17 protein-coding genes and 1 tRNA gene are annotated in these 15,686 nt (G+C 59.7%); 14 read left to right on the forward strand and 4 right to left on the reverse strand.

The genetic code is table 11. The features are described 5' to 3' along the window. Positions 1-87: 87 nt before the first annotated feature. Positions 88-1,404, reverse strand: coding sequence for an MFS transporter (locus HGT1_RS02180; protein ID WP_176248353.1), 1,317 nt, complete (start codon positions 1,402-1,404; stop codon positions 88-90). A gap of 9 nt (positions 1,405-1,413) precedes the next feature. Next, positions 1,414-1,686, reverse strand: a complete 273-nt coding sequence (locus HGT1_RS02185) for a metal-sensing transcriptional repressor (RefSeq protein ID WP_176248354.1) — start codon at positions 1,684-1,686, stop codon at positions 1,414-1,416. A gap of 64 nt (positions 1,687-1,750) precedes the next feature. On the opposite strand from HGT1_RS02185, the gene HGT1_RS02190 reads away from it, so the two are divergent. The 3 genes from HGT1_RS02190 to HGT1_RS02200 all read left to right on the forward strand — a co-directional run bounded on the left by HGT1_RS02190 (position 1,751) and on the right by HGT1_RS02200 (position 3,555). Then, a complete protein-coding gene (locus HGT1_RS02190; protein WP_176248355.1) occupies positions 1,751-2,110 on the forward strand; it encodes a hypothetical protein in 360 nt (119 codons plus the stop codon). A gap of 126 nt (positions 2,111-2,236) precedes the next feature. Continuing rightward, the gene (locus HGT1_RS02195; RefSeq protein WP_375708104.1) at positions 2,237-2,899 is read left to right on the forward strand and encodes a HupE/UreJ family protein; all 663 of its coding nucleotides are present in this window, start codon (positions 2,237-2,239) and stop codon (positions 2,897-2,899) included. Positions 2,900-2,919: 20 nt separating this feature from the next. Next, complete coding sequence (locus HGT1_RS02200; protein WP_176248356.1) at positions 2,920-3,555, forward strand: transmembrane anchor protein; 636 nt, start codon at positions 2,920-2,922, stop codon at positions 3,553-3,555. A 209-nt stretch (positions 3,556-3,764) separates the two neighbouring features. Here the strand turns inward: HGT1_RS02200 and HGT1_RS02205 are convergent, their stop codons facing one another. Together HGT1_RS02205 and HGT1_RS02210 are read right to left on the reverse strand one after the other, a co-directional pair. Next, a complete protein-coding gene (locus tag HGT1_RS02205) occupies positions 3,765-4,175 on the reverse strand; it encodes a transposase (RefSeq protein ID WP_176248357.1) in 411 nt (136 codons plus the stop codon). Positions 4,176-4,383: 208 nt separating this feature from the next. Beyond that, positions 4,384-4,473: transfer RNA gene (locus HGT1_RS02210), tRNA-Ser, on the reverse strand. Positions 4,474-4,704: 231 nt separating this feature from the next. Between HGT1_RS02210 and HGT1_RS02215 the strand changes: the two genes are divergently transcribed. The 11 genes from HGT1_RS02215 to HGT1_RS02265 all read left to right on the forward strand — a co-directional run bounded on the left by HGT1_RS02215 (position 4,705) and on the right by HGT1_RS02265 (position 15,616). Beyond that, a complete protein-coding gene (locus HGT1_RS02215; RefSeq protein ID WP_176248358.1) occupies positions 4,705-5,562 on the forward strand; it encodes an SPOR domain-containing protein in 858 nt (285 codons plus the stop codon). A 23-nt stretch (positions 5,563-5,585) separates the two neighbouring features. Then, a complete protein-coding gene (locus HGT1_RS02220) occupies positions 5,586-6,755 on the forward strand; it encodes a D-alanyl-D-alanine carboxypeptidase family protein (RefSeq protein WP_176248359.1) in 1,170 nt (389 codons plus the stop codon). After that, the gene (gene tmk / locus HGT1_RS02225; RefSeq protein WP_176248360.1) at positions 6,752-7,378 is read left to right on the forward strand and encodes a dTMP kinase; all 627 of its coding nucleotides are present in this window, start codon (positions 6,752-6,754) and stop codon (positions 7,376-7,378) included. The genes HGT1_RS02220 and tmk overlap by 4 nt, the downstream gene beginning before the upstream one ends. Before the next feature lie 82 nt (positions 7,379-7,460). Further along, positions 7,461-8,576: a DNA polymerase III subunit delta' gene (locus HGT1_RS02230; protein ID WP_176248361.1), complete on the forward strand. Its 1,116-nt coding sequence runs from the start codon at positions 7,461-7,463 to the stop codon at positions 8,574-8,576. An 18-nt stretch (positions 8,577-8,594) separates the two neighbouring features. Continuing rightward, on the forward strand, positions 8,595-9,401 hold the full coding sequence (locus tag HGT1_RS02235; protein WP_176248362.1) for a TatD family hydrolase: 807 nt from the start codon (positions 8,595-8,597) through the stop codon (positions 9,399-9,401). Next, positions 9,401-10,198: an MBL fold metallo-hydrolase gene (locus HGT1_RS02240; RefSeq protein WP_176248363.1), complete on the forward strand. Its 798-nt coding sequence runs from the start codon at positions 9,401-9,403 to the stop codon at positions 10,196-10,198. The genes HGT1_RS02235 and HGT1_RS02240 overlap by 1 nt, the downstream gene beginning before the upstream one ends. An 82-nt stretch (positions 10,199-10,280) precedes the next feature. Next, on the forward strand, positions 10,281-11,210 hold the full coding sequence (locus HGT1_RS02245) for an AEC family transporter (protein ID WP_176248364.1): 930 nt from the start codon (positions 10,281-10,283) through the stop codon (positions 11,208-11,210). Continuing rightward, positions 11,207-11,842: a glutathione S-transferase gene (locus HGT1_RS02250; protein WP_176248365.1), complete on the forward strand. Its 636-nt coding sequence runs from the start codon at positions 11,207-11,209 to the stop codon at positions 11,840-11,842. The genes HGT1_RS02245 and HGT1_RS02250 overlap by 4 nt, the downstream gene beginning before the upstream one ends. Then, positions 11,839-12,312, forward strand: a complete 474-nt coding sequence (locus HGT1_RS02255) for a CIA30 family protein (RefSeq protein ID WP_176248366.1) — start codon at positions 11,839-11,841, stop codon at positions 12,310-12,312. The genes HGT1_RS02250 and HGT1_RS02255 overlap by 4 nt, the downstream gene beginning before the upstream one ends. A gap of 135 nt (positions 12,313-12,447) precedes the next feature. After that, the gene (gene rsgA / locus HGT1_RS02260) at positions 12,448-13,461 is read left to right on the forward strand and encodes a ribosome small subunit-dependent GTPase A (RefSeq protein ID WP_176248367.1); all 1,014 of its coding nucleotides are present in this window, start codon (positions 12,448-12,450) and stop codon (positions 13,459-13,461) included. Positions 13,462-13,813: 352 nt separating this feature from the next. Further along, positions 13,814-15,616 (forward strand): sodium:proton antiporter, encoded by a 1,803-nt coding sequence (locus tag HGT1_RS02265; RefSeq protein ID WP_255200068.1) that lies wholly within the window; start codon positions 13,814-13,816, stop codon positions 15,614-15,616. Positions 15,617-15,686: the final 70 nt, after the last annotated feature.

Here is a 15,686-nt window from a genome sequence, read left to right on the forward strand (position 1 = left end):
ACCGCGCAGCATTTTGTTGGATGAAACGCCGTTCAGCGGACTCTGCTACCGTTAACTGGTCGTCTTCCGATGGCTGCTTTTTGGAAATCACAGTCTTGGCCAGTGCTGATGATAGTCATCAATGACAATCGGGTGGCTATGTGTTCGGCCATTCTGAACATGCGGGTGGTCTGCTGGCAGGTCTTCATGCGTATGTTCAAAAGCTCCAGAGTCGTCCCGCGTCCAAAGGATGACCCCGCTTATCATCCCAATTGCCGCAAGCAATGCAAGGACAGCAAAGGCCATTGTTGGCCCGGCGACCGTGATCAGCCATCCTGCAAGCGGATATGTGATAAGCCAGCAAGCGTGTGACAAAGCAAACTGAGCAGCATAGACGGCAGGCCGATCTTCGGCATGTGCGGATCGCTTGAGCAGCCGTCCCGATGGGGTCAGCACTACAGAATAACCGATCCCGATGATCAGCCAGCCCGCGAGAAGCGGGAGCCATTGTGTGTCGTAGATGAGTGACATCAGAGACAGGCTTAGAAGCGAGACAACAAGCACAGCGGCTCCGCCGATCATCACCGAGCGGTCGGGGCAGTTGTCCAAAAGTCGGGGTAGCAAAAGGGCCGCCAGCATCGACCCGCCGCCAAAGGCACCAAGAGCTATTGCTACTTGAGTGTCGCCAAGGCTCAGATCGGAGCGGACCAGAACCACGGTATTCACCAGCACCATCGCGCCCGCCGCCGCTGCTGCGAGGTTGAGCGACAAAAGCCCACGCAGGCGCGGCGTGGCGAGATATATCCGCATCCCCCGTGTGGTGCGGTCATAGATCCCCCTTGACGCCGTTGGTTGCGGGCTGGGCAGCAGGACTGACACGACCAGCAAGGCCGACCCGACAAACCCGATCACAGTGCCGACAAACAACACGTGATAGCTGACGAAGGTCAGCAGGATCGCGGCCAGCATCGGGCTGATGATATTTTCAAGGTCATAGGCCAGCCGGGAAAGTGACAAGGCACGGGTGTATCGGTCTTCCTCTGGCAAGATGTCGGGGATTGTGGCCTGAAACGTCGGCGTGAAGGCGGCAGAGGCGGACTGAAGCACAAAAATCAGGATGTAAGCCTGCCATACATCGGTCACGAAGGGCAAGCAAAGCGCCACTGCGGCCCGGATTAGATCAAGGCTGACCAGCATGGTCCGGCGTGGCCAGCGATTGGCAAAGGCTCCGGCGATTGGGGCTATGCCGACATAGGCCACCATCTTGATCGTGAAGATGGTTCCCAAAACCAGACCGGCCCGTTCACCTGATAGATCATATGCCAAAAGCCCCAGTGCAATAGTGGCCAGGCCGGTGCCGAGCAGCGCCACGATTTGTGCCAGGAACAGGTGCCGGTAGGTGCGGTCAGCGAGAACAGAAAGCATAATGATCCCTCAGAGGTATTTAATAATCGCTTTGAACTCTGCCGCGACAGGAGAACCGCTGGAGCCAGTCTGCGCGGTATCGAGGCAATGATCTATATGGTCTTGGATCAATGTGCGTTTGGCTTGCTGGATCGCCTTCTCAACGGCATGAAGTTGCTGTGCGATGTCGGTGCAAGGCTGCGCATCTTCAATCATATTAATGACGCTTAACAGATGTCCATTGGCACGTTTCAGCCGCTTGACGATTGCCGGATGGGTTGCATGAGGTGCATGTTTTGTCATATCAAACAGGTAACCCCCCTGGGGGGATGAGGCAAGTGGGCCAAGACCTGCGGAAAAGAGTGGGATGACACGGATAGTGACGGGCTATTTGAGAATTGTGCTGACCATCGCTTTCGCGGTGGGCATAATCTTGTCATCCAATTCCCGCATGGTCTCTCACGATATCACCGAACTGGCAAAGATCGTGACCGAGCATCACGCCGAGATCGCGGATCACGGCCATGCCCACGAGGACATCATTGATGTGATGCATGCCTATCATGGACACGCCCATGATGTAGCAGACCACGACCATAACATTGCATTCCTGCCGCCTCGCACGCCATCAGGTATGGTGTTGCCGACACGAACGCATTGGGCATTGGCAAGCTATGCCATGCCGGATCGCAGGGGCTTCAATCTGGATCGACCTCCGCGCGTGTGATGCTGCGCCCTTTAGGCGCTGTCATCCCACACTTTTACAAAGCGGAAAATCACAATGATACACAACCGATCCTACGGGTCGAGGCATCTGTTGCATCCTATGCGGCAATCCCTGATCCTAATGGCAATGGTCCTGTTGGCGTTGCTCGCCTTTGCGGCCACGGCCTATGCCCATGCCGTCACCGAAGGCGACAAGGGCTATATCCAGGAGGTCAGCGGCATGAAGCTGATCCCGTTCATGTATCTGGGGGCCAAACACATGGTCACCGGATACGACCATCTGCTGTTCCTCTTCGGCGTCGTCTTCTTCCTCTACAAGATGAAGCACGTCGCTATCTACGTCAGTCTGTTCGCCATTGGCCATTCAACAACGATGTTGGCCGGGGTCTATTTCGGCTGGAATGTCAGCGCCTACCTCATCGACGCCATCATCGGGCTGTCGGTGGTCTACAAAGCGCTGGACAATCTTGGAGCTTACCAGCGGTGGTTCGGATTCCAACCCAACACCAAGGCCGCCACCGTGATCTTTGGCTTCTTTCACGGGCTGGGTCTTGCAACCAAAATCCTGGAATATGATATCGCGCAGGACGGCCTGATCCCTAACCTGCTGGCCTTCAACGTCGGCGTCGAGATTGGTCAGTTGATCGCCCTCGCCATGATCCTGATTATCATGGGCTATTGGCGCAAGACCACTGGCTTCTGGAAACACGCTTACACCGCAAATGTCGTAATGATGTCGGCCGGGTTCATTCTGATCGGATATCAGATGACCGGCTACTTCGTCGCCTGATCCCTTTGGAGAACAAGAAAATGCATAATGGAAACAAACCAAATCTTGATGACTTGCCAACCTCGGCACAACTTATCAAATCAACGATTATCGCCGCCGTCGCGGCTGTCGTGATCCTCGTGACTGTCGTCCTGCCGTCGGAATACGGGATTGATCCAACGGGCATCGGTAAGGCCGTGGGGCTGGCTGAAATGGGCGAGATCAAGGTCCAGCTTGCCGAAGAGGCGGAAGCCGACCGCCTGCTGGAGCTTCAAAACAACGGGACGGTTGAAGAACAACCCAATCTCGGCGGCGGGTTCTTCAGCGTCTTTGTCGGTGCAGCCCACGCACAAACAACCAAACCGGAATGGACGGATCAATACAGCGTCACGCTGACCCCCGGCGAAGGCATCGAGGCCAAGCTGGTCATGGAAGAAGGGGCTGAGGCGGAGTTCCACTGGGTTGCTGAAAATGGCGTCGTCAACTTCGACCTGCACGGCGACGGTAGCGGACAGAACATCAGCTACCAAAAGGGCCGCGCTGTTGCGGGTGATGAAGGCGTTCTGACCGCAGCGTTCGCCGGCAATCACGGCTGGTTCTGGCGCAACCGCGATGGGCAGGATGTCACGGTCACGCTTTATGTTCGTGGCGATTACAGCGAGATGAAGCTGCCATAAGAGAAAGGCGGCCCCTGTCGCAGGGTGGGGGCCGGCCATTGCTCTAATGCGACTTTAGCCGCGTCGCAGAAAATCGGTAAAATGGGCTTATTGCGTTGGAAAAGTCGTTGTAGATTGGCAGTCGAACTGCCACGCATGCATGGGCATAGGCTTCTTGTTCCGCCCAATATGAGGGGCGGTTCGCTGATTGGGTGATTTGCTGGTTTAGATCATATTGCGATCCTCGTTTTGGCGGTCTGTGGTCTTAGCTTTGCGAGTTTTCGCAGGTTTTGGGCAATGGCGGCAAGCGTAAATTCGTCTTTCGCGCCACAGGGCCCTCGCAGCCTGAGCCGCCTCAGTTTCAATATCCGTTTGAGGTTAGCGAAGAGCATCTCGACCTTCTTGCGCTTGGCTTGAGCCTTTGGGTTGAAGTCGGATTTCAATGCCATCCGAGTGAAGTCACGGGCATCCTCGTGCTCTTCGCGGGTGATAAGTCCGCGCGTTTGTCCTTGGACAGCAATTGGATTTTGAAGGGCATATGTCGCACACACATTTGCTCGCCTGATATTTACGACGGCCTGTTCTTGGTTGCTTGTTGCGCGGATCGCCCGCGCAAATTTGCGCGCCCGTACCGTCGCCATCCCGCCCAGCGCCCAGGTTCTCGACCAGTTTCCTTGTCAGCTTGCCGGATAAAGCCATTCAAAAACACCACATCCCATACCACTCAAGGAACGAATACAGACGCAATCGAAAGAAACTCAAGACAATTAAAACCTGACACTAAGCTACTGTTAAGCAATGAAAAAGGCCGCTCAAAGCGACCTGATCAAACTGACAAAAATGACGGGATGGCGGAGGAGGTGGGATTCGAACCCACGGTACGCTCTCACGCACGCCGGTTTTCAAGACCGGTGCATTCGACCACTCTGCCACTCCTCCGCAGCACAGACCGCATAGAGGGGTGCCAGCGATTCTGCAAACCTCGAAATGCACCCAGTTCACGACAATCGGCGGGGAATTTTGCCGATCCTGCAGCGGCAGCCTTTTCAGCGCGGGCTGCAAAGGCTAGTGTGACGCCAAGACCTCGGCAACGGGGCGTGAAACATGCCGTATTCACGGCGCGAATGGGCAACGGCGAAAACGCCGGGTCCGCAGGCAAGGACGACGGGTATGGACAGGCGTAAGGTTTCTTTATTCTCTCAGGCGCGGCCGCTTTTGATGGCGACTGTGGGCTTTGTGGCGTTGACTGCGCTGGCGGGGTGCGATGCCAACGGCCAGTTTGGACTGGGCCAAAAGAACGACACGGCATCGGCACCCACCTCGACCAAGCTCGTGGAGCGTGATGTCGAAGCGCCGGATGTGTTTTCCGTGACAGATCAGGGGCTTTGGGACGGACGGCCCAGTTTGGGCGGCGTCTGGGTCGCCCACCCCGATGTGACAGACCCCGAACGCGTGATCATCCGCAACGAGGCCAACGGGAAATTCGTGATCGGTGCGTTGTTCCGCCGTGAACGCGATCTGCCGGGGCCAAATCTGCAAATATCATCTGATGCGGCGGCGGCCTTGAATGTGCTGGCCGGTGCCCCTGCCCCGCTGAATGTGACCGCATTGCGCCGCCAAGAGGTGGGTGCGCCGGCTGAGGATTCAGCCCCTGAGGCGACGGTCGAAGCACCGGCAACCGTGACCGAAACCGCGCTTGCCCCTGTGGCCACTGCTGCGGCTGCCGCGATTGAAGCGGCCCCCGCGACCCCCGCCCCCGCGACCCCCGCCCCTGCGCCGACGCAGCCCTCCAATCTGGCAAAACCTTATGTCCAGATCGGGATCTTCAGCGTCGAGGCAAATGCCGACCGCTCTGCCAACCAGATGCGCAGCGCCGGTATGTTGCCCACCATCAAACGTAGTGAAATTAACGGCAAAGCCTTCTGGCGCGTTTTGGTCGGCCCCGCCGCCACCAAGACGGAGCTGACCGCCTTGCTGAAATCCATCAAAGCTGAAGGGTTCTCGGACGCATATGCCGTGTCCAACTGATCCAAAGCCAAAGGAGCTTTAACATGATCCGCATCTTCGCTGCCACGCTGGCGCTGGTCTTTCTATCCCTGCCCGCGCTGGCCTTCGAGACCCGCGCGACGGCGGCCTATGTGGTTGACCAGACCACCGGTACCGTCTTGATGGCAAAGGATGCGGACACGCCTTTGCCGCCCGCGTCGATGTCCAAGCTGATGACGCTCTATATGGCGTTCGAGGCGATCGAACGGGGCAAAAGCAATGGCGGGCTTGATCTGACCGAAAAGCTGCCGGTGTCCCAACATGCGATGTCCTATGGCGGGTCGACCATGTTTCTGGATACCACCGACCGCGTGTCGGTGGAGGATCTGTTGCGCGGCATTATCGTCTTGTCCGGCAACGATGCCTGCGCCGTGATCGCCGAAGCGCTCAGCCCTGATGGCACCGAAGCGGGATTTGCGCGGTTGATGACACAGCGCGCGCAGCAAATGGGGATGACCAATTCAACCTTTGCCAATTCAAACGGCTGGCCCGCCGCCGGGCAGCGTATGTCGATGCGCGATCTGGGGTTGCTGGCGATGCACCTGATCAATGACTACCCGCAATATTATCCGCTGTTTTCGCAACGCGAGTTTCTGTTTGACGGCCGCGCGCCGCAAAACAAAAGCAACCGCAACCCGCTGCTGGGTCTTGGTATCGGTGCCGATGGTCTGAAAACGGGCCACACCGAAGAGGCCGGATATGGTCTGGTGGGGTCGGCCAAACAGGGCAATCGCCGGGTGATCTTTGTGATCTCGGGGCTGGAAACCGCCGCCGCGCGTGCACAGGAATCCGAGGCGATTGTAAACTGGGCCTTCCGGCAGTTCTCGCAACGCTCGATGGGGGCGGCGGGTACTGAAATCGCGCGGGCTCCTGTTGCCATCGGATCGGCAAGCTCGGTCGGGTTGGAACTGGCCAAGGATCTATCGGTGTTGATCCCTGTTTCGGGCGGAAGCCAAGTGGTTGCCGAAGTGGTCTATAAAAGCCCGTTGCGCGCCCCTGTTGCCAAGGGTGACCCTGTGGGCGAACTGGTTCTGACCCGTGGCGATCTGCCCGAAGTCCGCGCCCAGCTTGTCGCCTCCGAGGCCGTGGCCCCCGGTGGTTTCATGGTGAAACTGACCGCCGCCGCCCAACATCTGCTGAACCGCCTTAACGAAGGCCCCGAGGACGCTTCGTGACCGCAAAGGGGTTTTTCATCAGCTTTGAGGGCATTGACGGATCGGGCAAGTCGACCCAGACCAAACTGCTGAAACAAGCGCTTGAGGCATCGGGCCATGACGTGATCCTGACCCGCGAGCCCGGCGGGTCTCCGGGGGCCGAGGAAATCCGCGCGCTGGTGCTTCAGGGCGATCCGGACCGCTGGTCGGCGCATACTGAAATCCTGTTGTTCACCGCCGCCCGGCGCGACCATCTGGAACGCACCATCCAGCCTGCGCTGGATGCGGGCAAGGTGGTGATCTGCGATCGTTTCGCCGATAGCACCCGTATGTATCAGGGGCTGAGCCGTGGCGATCTGCGCAGCACCGTTGACCAGTTGCACGACTTGATGATCGGCATTGAACCCGACATGACCATCCTGATCGACATGGACCCTGCCCAAGGGCTGTCGCGCGCCCTGTCGCGCAACACCGCCGAAGAACGGTTCGAGGATTTCGGCGAAAGCCTGCAAGTGGCCATGCGCAAAGGGTTCCTGTCCCTCGCGCAGGAATTCAGCGACCGCTTTGTCGTGATTGACGGCGCGCAAGCGATCGAAGCCGTTGCACAGGATATTCTGGCCGCGACCCGACAGCGGCTGGCATAATCCACCGCTTTCCCGCTCAGGCATCCGCGAATTATGCAGTGCGCCCTCTTCCAACGGACGCATTCCGTGTTAAACGCAATACATGAGCGACGATACCCCCCAGCCAGACCGCATTGACGGCACGCACCACCCGCGCGACACCCCCCGCCTGATCGGTCAGGAGGCTGCCGAAGCCGCGTTTCTGGACGCCTTCAATTCCGGTAAATTGCATCATGGCTGGCTGTTGACCGGCCCTCGGGGTGTGGGCAAGGCAACCCTGGCCTGGCGCATCGCCAGATTTCTGCTGGCAACCCCTGATCCCGATGAGGGCGGCATGTTTGCCCCCGAAACCCCGACCAGTCTGGATATCGACCCCGACCACCCGGTGGCGCATCGCATTGCCGCCGGTGGCGAAGGGGCGCTTAAATCCGTGACCCGCACCGTGGATGAAAAAACCAAACGTCTGCGCAAACAGATCGTTGTGGATGACATCCGCAAACTGAACGGTTTTTTCCATATGTCGGCGGCAGATGGTGGCCGCCGTGTGGTGATCGTGGATGACGCCGACCTGATGAACCCGAACGCGGCCAACGCGCTGCTCAAGATGCTTGAAGAACCCCCTGCCCGCGCGATTATCCTGCTGATCAGCCACCGCCCGTCAGGCTTGCTGCCCACCATCAAATCGCGGTGCCGTACCTTGCGACTGGGCACCTTGTCGCCCGACCAGATGGCGCAGGCGCTGGCCCAATCGGGTGTGGATGTCCAAGGCGATCCCGCGGCCCTTGCGGCGCTGTCGGGCGGCTCTGTCGGTGGCGCGCTCGGGCTTTCCTTGATGGGCGGCCTCAAGATGTATGCCGAACTGGTCGGCATTCTGGGCACCCTGCCCCAGATGGACCGGTCCCGCGCGCTGGCTCTGGCCGAAGCCGCCGCCACCCGCGGTGCCGAAGAAAAACTGACGCTGCTGTTTACCCTGATTGACCTGTTGATGCTGCGCCTTGCCCGTAGCGGTGCCACAGGCCAGCCCCCCGAAACCGAAGCCGCCCCGAACGAGCGGGCCGTGCTTGCGCGCCTGTCCGCAACCCCCGCGCAGGGCCGCGCATGGGCCGAAGCCGCCCACGAGATCGGCACCCGCGCGCGTCACGGGATGGCCGTCAACCTTGACCCTGCTGCACTGGTCCTAGATACCCTGTTCAAGATGGGTCAAACCGCACCCAGATGATCAACAAACGGGACCGGCATGAGCGACATTTACCCCATCACCGACAGCCATTGTCACCTTGATTTTCCCGATTTTCAGGATGAATTGCCAGATGTGATCGACCGCGCCGTGCAGGCCGGCGTCACGCGCATGGTCACCATCTGCACCAAGCCGAAAAACGAACCCGCCGTGCGCGCCATCGCCGAAACCTACGCGCCGGTGTTTTACGCCGCCGGAACCCACCCGATGAGCGTGGCAACAGAACCCATGGCCAGCTATGACGACCTGCTGGCGCTGACCCGTCACCCCAAGATGGTGGGCATCGGCGAAACCGGGCTTGATTACCACTACACCGCTGAATCGGCCGACATCCAGCAAACCTCGCTGCGCACCCATATTGCCGTGGCCCGCGATACGCGCTTGCCCCTGATCATCCATTCGCGCGACGCCGATGACGACATGGCCCGTATCCTGCGCGAGGAATACAGCAACGGCGCATTTCCTTGCGTGATGCATTGCTTCTCCAGCACCGCTGAACTGGGCCGTGCCGCCCTTGATCTGGGGTTCTATCTGTCGATGTCGGGCATCACCGCCTTCCCCAAAAGCAGCGATTTGCGCGACATCTTTGCGGCCGCACCGCTCGACCGGATACTGGTTGAGACCGACAGCCCCTATCTGGCCCCGCCCCCGCACCGTGGCAAACGCAATGAACCGGCCTATACGGCACATACCGCCCGGCGCGGCGCGCAAACCTTTGGCCTCGACTACGCCGATTTCGCGGCCCAGACCCAAGCCAATTTCGACCGCCTGTTTACCAAGGTCGCGGCCTTCACCGGGGCAGCATAATGGCAACGATGAAGATCACCATTCTGGGCTGCGGCTCGTCGGGCGGGGTGCCGCGCCTTGGCGGGCAATGGGGCGCTTGCGATCCGACAAACCCCAAAAATGCCCGCCGCCGCTGCTCCATCCTCGTGGAACGGATCAGCGAAACGGGCACCACATCCGTGCTGGTCGACACCTCACCCGACATGCGCAGCCAGTTGCTGGATGCCAATGTCGGACGGCTTGATGCGGTGATCTATACCCATTCGCACGCCGACCATGTGCACGGCGTCGACGACCTGCGCATGATCGTGATCAACATGCGCAAACGCCTGCCCGTCTGGGCCGATATCCCTACCCGCGAGGCCCTGTTCGACCGCTTTGGCTATGTCTTCATCCAACCCGAAGGGTCGTCCTACCCGCCCATTCTGGACATGAACCTGATCGACGGCGACGTCACCATCGACGGCCCCGGCGGCCCCCTCAACTTCACCCCGTTTCTGGTCAACCACGGCGGCATCGACGCGCTTGGCTTCCGGATGAACGATGTCGCCTATCTGCCGGATGTGGCCAGAATACCCGACGCCGCATGGCCGCATCTGGAAAACCTCACCTGCTGGATCGTCGACGCCCTGCGCCGCGACCCGCACCCGACCCACAGCCACCTTGAACAAACCCTGGGCTGGATCGAAAAAATGGCCCCCCAAACCGCCGTGCTGACCAATATGCACAATGATCTGGATTACGACACCGTCGCCGCCGAAACCCCCGATCACATCCAACCCGCCTATGACGGCATGACGCTGACCTTTCCCGCCTGATTTCATTTTGCCAGATAAACTCCACGGGGGTCTGGGGGTGTGAAACCCCCAGCGATCCGCAAAAACCCCCAAGGCTTTCGTTGTGCAGACACTCCTCGATGTAATTCTCCCCGTCTTTCTGGTCATCGGCTTCGGATATGTCTCTGTCTGGCGGGGCGTGTTTCCGGTCGCGGGCATCGACGGCGTCATGCGCTTTGCCCAAAGCTTTGCCGTCCCCTGCCTGCTGTTCCAGTCCATCGCAAATCTTGATCTGTCCGCCTCCTTCGACCCGCGCCTTCTGTTCAGCTTTTACTCCGGTGCCGCGATCTGTTTTGCCCTTGGTATCTTTGGCGCAAGGTTCATCTTCAAACGCGACTGGGAAGACTGCGTGGCCATCGGGTTTTGCTGCCTCTTTTCAAACTCGGTCCTGCTGGGCCTGCCGATCACCGAACGCGCTTACGGGGCCGACGCGCTGACAGGCAACTTTGCGATCATCGCCATGCACTCGCCGTTTTGCTACGGCCTTGGCATCACGGTGATGGAATTCGTGCGCAACCGCGGGCAATCCGGGCTGAGCCTTGCGCGCAACGTCACCAATGCGATGTTCCACAACCCGCTGGTCATCGGGATCATCGCGGGGTTCTTGGTCAATTTCAGCGGCGTCGCTATACCGGCCGTGATTGATGACGCCCTGTCGCTGATCGTGCGCGCCGCCTTGCCGGCAGCGCTTTTCGCGCTTGGCTGTGTGCTGTTCCAATACAAACCCGAAGGCGACCTCAAGGCGATTGCAATGGTCTGCGGCATTGCCTTGCTGGTCCATCCGGCGATTGTCTGGCTGCTGGGGTCCAGCTTTGCCCTGCCCCAAGACCTGTTCCGTTCGGGCGTGCTGACCGCTGCCATGGCACCGGGGTTCAACGCCTATATCTTTGCCAATATGTATGGCCGTGCGCGCCGTGTGGCGGCCAGTTCGGTGCTGATCGCCACCGTGGCCTCGGTTCTGACCGCGTGGATGTGGCTGTCGATCCTGCCATGATGCCGACGTTCTATTCCTTTCGCCGCTGCCCCTACGCCATGCGCGCGCGGCTGGCGCTTTTGGCATCGGGCGTTCAGGTCGAGCTGCGCGAAATCGTCTTGCGCGACAAGCCGCAGGCTTTTCTGGAGGCCTCCCCCAGCGGGACCGTCCCCTGTCTGGTCCTTCCCGATCACGTGATCGACGAAAGCCTTGATATCATGATCTGGGCGTTTCTGCGGTCTGATCCACAGCGCCTGCACGCCATGCCAGATGCGGGGTGGGATTTGATTGCCCGCTGCGACGGCCCTTTTAAACATGCGCTGGACCGGACCAAATACGCCACCCGCTATCCCGACCAAGATCCTGACCGGCACCGCGCCGATGCCTGCCGTTTCCTGTCTGATCTTGATGCGCGGATCGACACGCATCTGTTTGATCGCCCCCTACTGGCCGATCTGGCGATTGCGCCCTTCGTCCGTCAATTCGCCTTTATCGACAAGCCGTGGTTTGATGCGCAGCCTTGGCCTGATCTGCACGGCTGGCTCGACCGGTTCTTGTCCTCTGACGCATTCGGACTAGCTATGATGAAGTACCCCGCTTGGGTGCCCGGCGACGCACCCACGCAATTTCCAGTGAAAGACCCCAGATCATGACGCAACAGATCACGCCCGGTTGGGAATTTGTCCCCGATGCCGTCATGGGCGGGCTGTCGCGCGGTCAAATCTCGCAAGAGCCGGTCAAAGGCGCACCCGCGACGCGGCTGACGGGTGAAGTATCATTGGAAAACAACGGCGGTTTCTTGCAAATGGCCTTTGATTTTGCAGCAGGTGGCGGTGCGTTTGATGCCAGCGCGTGGACAGGGATCAAGATTGACGTTTGCGGCAACGGGGAACGCTATGATCTGCGCCTGCGCACCACCGATCTGGAAAAACCGTGGCAGTCCTTTCGCAGCGCATTTACGGCACCGGCTGAATGGACGACCTTGGAATTTGCCTTTGCCGATCTCGAAGCCCACCGCACTGACGCGGATTTTGATCCCAAAGCATTGCGCCGCTTGGGCATCGTCGCCGTAGGCCGCGCGTTCAAGGTCGATGTCGCTGTGCGTGATCTGTGGTTTTACTAGATCGCTTGGCATCGAATACCGCCACAGTACCGCATCTTGCGCAGCAGTATCGGCGTTTTAATCCGTGAAACTTGATGAAAAAACTCTGCCGTGTGATCAGAACCCCTTGCATCATCCCGTCTGCGCGATCATCCAATGGGTGTGAAAAACAATATTCCCTCCGCACTCTGCTTGGCTGATCTAGGCTGGTCCGCGTTCTTCTCGGACCAGTTGGACCCGTCCGAGGCAGCCCTGCGCCCCGCGCGTATTGCAACCGTGCACCGGTCGCGCATGTCAGCCGAGACTGTCGACGGGCCTGTGCGGCTGTTGTTGCCGCCCAAAACCAACACCACCGATTTCGCGGTCGGCGATTGGGTGCTGCTGGCCGCCGATGACAACATGCTGGTGCGCCGGCTCGACCGGCAGTCGCTGTTGAAACGGGCGGCCAAGGGCGGCCGTGTGCCACAGTTGATCGCGGCCAATCTCGATACCTTATTTATCGTCACCTCGTGCAACGATGATTTCAACCCAGCCCGACTGGAACGTTACCTTGCCCTTGCCAACGAGGCAGGCACCAAGCCGGTGATCGTTCTGACCAAGGCCGACAAGGTCGATGATACCGCCAGTTTTCTGGATCAGGCCAAGGCGCTGCAACGCGGCCTTGATGTGGTCACGGTCAATGGCAAAACGCCCGACGCGGCCGCCGTGCTGGCCCCGTGGTGCAGCAATGGTCAGACCGTTGCCCTTGTCGGGTCTTCAGGTGTGGGGAAATCGACCTTGCTGAATACCCTTTCCGGCAAAACCGGTGAAGATGCCCAGCAGACAGGCGGCATTCGCGAGGATGACGCAAAGGGCCGCCATACGACGACCTCGCGGTCCTTGCATGCGATCAAGGGCGGTGGATGGCTGATCGACACGCCGGGCATGCGCACGCTGCACGTCAGCGATGTATCGGACGGGTTGGACATGTTGTTCGCCGAGATCACCGAACTGGGCCCAAACTGCAAGTTCCGCGATTGCACCCATTCGCATGAACCCGGATGCGCCGTGCAAGCGGCGGTCAGGGCGGGTACGCTCGACCCTGCGCGGCTTGAAAGATGGCGCAAGCTGGGTGATGAAAACCGCGATAACACTGCCGCGTCAACACAAACCCGCGGAAAACGGTGGTAGCGACTGCGGGGGGCTAGCCACCCTTTAGCTACATGAAATCAACGCCTTATAAAGGCGTCCCACAGACAGCGCGCCTTGCAACGCTGCCCGCACAGGTCTGCGGGCCGGAACCATTGCGCGATACATGCGTTGCCCTTGCGAAGTCGAAAAGAGCAAGCATGCCCGAAAACCCCACAATTCCCCCGCCGCCAAAGGTGACATCAAAACCACTCTATTAGACCAACAGGCGCTGTGACGGTGCCGCGTCCCGCAGCTTATGTCGTGCCGACGTAACGGAACGCCCCTCCAGTTTTATTGTTATTTTCTCTCCTTCTCATGTTAATTTGATGAACGATTAAAAAAGGATACCATTGTGGCAACAGAAGCACTTGGCGCGCTTACCCCCGTAACGGCAATCGCATTGGTCGGCGCAATCGGCGTCGGATCACAATGGATCGCGTGGCGGCTGCGCATGCCTGCCATCGTGCTTATGCTGGTCGCCGGTATTGTGATCGGGCCGGTTCTGGGTATCTTTGACCCGACCCGCGATATCGGGCCGCTGATGGCCCCGATGATATCCATCGCAGTGGCCATTATCCTGTTCGAGGGCGGGCTTTCGCTGAACTTTCACACGCTGCAAGACGCGGTGGGCGGGGTCAGGCGACTGGTTTATATCGGTGCGCCCTTGGGCTGGCTTTTGTCGGCCCTGTCGCTGCATTATGTGGCAGGTTTGGGCTGGTCCAGCTCTGCGGTTTTTGGCGGGATCATGATCGTCACAGGCCCCACCGTCATCGCGCCGCTGTTGCGCACCGCCCGCCTGTCGCGCCGCCCTGCCACCTTGTTGCAATGGGAAGCGATCATTAACGACCCCATCGGCGCGCTGGCTGCCGTTTTGGCGTTCGAAGTCGTGCTGGCCCTGAACACCGCAACCACCGCGTCAGAGGCAATGGTCGATCTGCTGCTGGGTGCCGTTGTGGCAACTGCCGCAGGGGTCGCCGCGGGCGTTGGCCTGTCGCGTAGTTTCAAGCGCGGCTGGGTGCCGGAGTACATGAAAGTGCCGGTGCTGTTTGCCCTGTTGCTGGGTGTCTTTGCAGCATCCGACGCGGTGCTGCATGAAAGCGGGCTCCTGGCCGTGACGATCATGGGCATTGTGATCGCGAACTCCAAACTGCCCAGCTATGAGGAACTGCGCCGCTTCAAGGAACACGCGACCGTGTTGCTGGTATCGGGTGTGTTCATTCTGCTTGCTGCGGGGCTGGACGTTGACGCGCTCGGCAATCTTGACTGGCGCGCTGCGGCCTTTGTCGCGGTGGTCGTTCTGATAGCGCGGCCCGTGACGGTTTTTATTTCGCTCTTTGGTTCGGGCATCCCGTTTCGCGAAAAACTGCTGGTCGCGCTGACCGGTCCGCGCGGTGTGGTGCTGGTTGCCGTTGCGGGATTGTTTGGCGACCGTCTGCTCAACCTCGGCTTTGAAGACGCGGCACTGATCGCGCCCTTGGCCTTTGCCTTGGTCGCGGTGACGGTTGTGGTTAACGGCTTTAGCCTTGCGCCCTTTGCGCGGGTGCTGGGCCTGGCCGGTGCGGATGTGCCGGGCGTGGTGATCATCGGGGGTGCGAACTGGACAACGGCGCTGGCCGAAACCCTCAGAAAGGCTGAAGTGCCGGTGCTGATGACCGACCCCAATTTCATCCGGCTGCGCAAGGCCCGTGCAGCGGGCATCGACACGTTTTCGGGCGATATTCTGTCCGAAGCGGCGGAACAGCGGGTCGAACTGGTCAGCTATGCGACGCTGATCGCAGCCACGGATAATGACGCCTATAACACCTTGGTAACCACCGACCTTGCCCCTGAATTTGGGCGCGAAAATGTGTTTCAGGTGATGCGTGAACGGTCTGAAAGCACCCGCCACCAGCTGCCGCGCACCTTGGGCGGCCGGCCCTTGGCGCTCGAGGCCACCCATGCCGAGCTTGAGGCGATGATGGCCGATGGCTGGCGCTTCCGGACCACCAGACTGACGGAAGAGTTTTCCTTGGAGGACTGGCGCGCAGAAAGCCCTGATGCAAAACTGCTGGCGCGGATTGCGCCCAACGGAGCGATCCGGTTCATCCGCAAAAACGAAGAGTTCAAAGGCGCGCCCGACATCCGCATCATCGCCCTGCGCCCCCCACAAGACTGAGTGAATACCGCACTGCCGCCGCTGGATTTCACGGCGCTGGTAGTGCGGCCCACCCCCAAATAGCGGCAGA

This window comes from Sulfitobacter sp. HGT1 (assembly GCF_013282155.1).
Taxonomy (GTDB): Bacteria; Pseudomonadota; Alphaproteobacteria; order Rhodobacterales; family Rhodobacteraceae; genus Sulfitobacter.

Excerpts from the sequence above, each read along its gene's own strand:
- HGT1_RS02180 (WP_176248353.1), bottom strand. The coding sequence starts at position 1,404 with ATGCTTTCTGTTCTCGCTGACCGCACCTACCGGCACCTGTTCCTGGCA.
- HGT1_RS02185 (WP_176248354.1), bottom strand. The coding sequence starts at position 1,686 with ATGACAAAACATGCACCTCATGCAACCCATCCGGCAATCGTCAAGCGG.
- HGT1_RS02190 (WP_176248355.1), top strand. The coding sequence starts at position 1,751 with ATGACACGGATAGTGACGGGCTATTTGAGAATTGTGCTGACCATCGCT.
- HGT1_RS02195 (WP_375708104.1), top strand. The coding sequence starts at position 2,237 with ATGGTCCTGTTGGCGTTGCTCGCCTTTGCGGCCACGGCCTATGCCCAT.
- HGT1_RS02200 (WP_176248356.1), top strand. The coding sequence starts at position 2,920 with ATGCATAATGGAAACAAACCAAATCTTGATGACTTGCCAACCTCGGCA.
- HGT1_RS02205 (WP_176248357.1), bottom strand. The coding sequence starts at position 4,175 with ATGGCGACGGTACGGGCGCGCAAATTTGCGCGGGCGATCCGCGCAACA.
- HGT1_RS02215 (WP_176248358.1), top strand. The coding sequence starts at position 4,705 with ATGGACAGGCGTAAGGTTTCTTTATTCTCTCAGGCGCGGCCGCTTTTG.
- HGT1_RS02220 (WP_176248359.1), top strand. The coding sequence starts at position 5,586 with ATGATCCGCATCTTCGCTGCCACGCTGGCGCTGGTCTTTCTATCCCTG.
- HGT1_RS02230 (WP_176248361.1), top strand. The coding sequence starts at position 7,461 with ATGAGCGACGATACCCCCCAGCCAGACCGCATTGACGGCACGCACCAC.
- HGT1_RS02235 (WP_176248362.1), top strand. The coding sequence starts at position 8,595 with ATGAGCGACATTTACCCCATCACCGACAGCCATTGTCACCTTGATTTT.
- HGT1_RS02240 (WP_176248363.1), top strand. The coding sequence starts at position 9,401 with ATGGCAACGATGAAGATCACCATTCTGGGCTGCGGCTCGTCGGGCGGG.
- HGT1_RS02250 (WP_176248365.1), top strand. The coding sequence starts at position 11,207 with ATGATGCCGACGTTCTATTCCTTTCGCCGCTGCCCCTACGCCATGCGC.
- HGT1_RS02255 (WP_176248366.1), top strand. The coding sequence starts at position 11,839 with ATGACGCAACAGATCACGCCCGGTTGGGAATTTGTCCCCGATGCCGTC.
- rsgA (WP_176248367.1), top strand. The coding sequence starts at position 12,448 with ATGGGTGTGAAAAACAATATTCCCTCCGCACTCTGCTTGGCTGATCTA.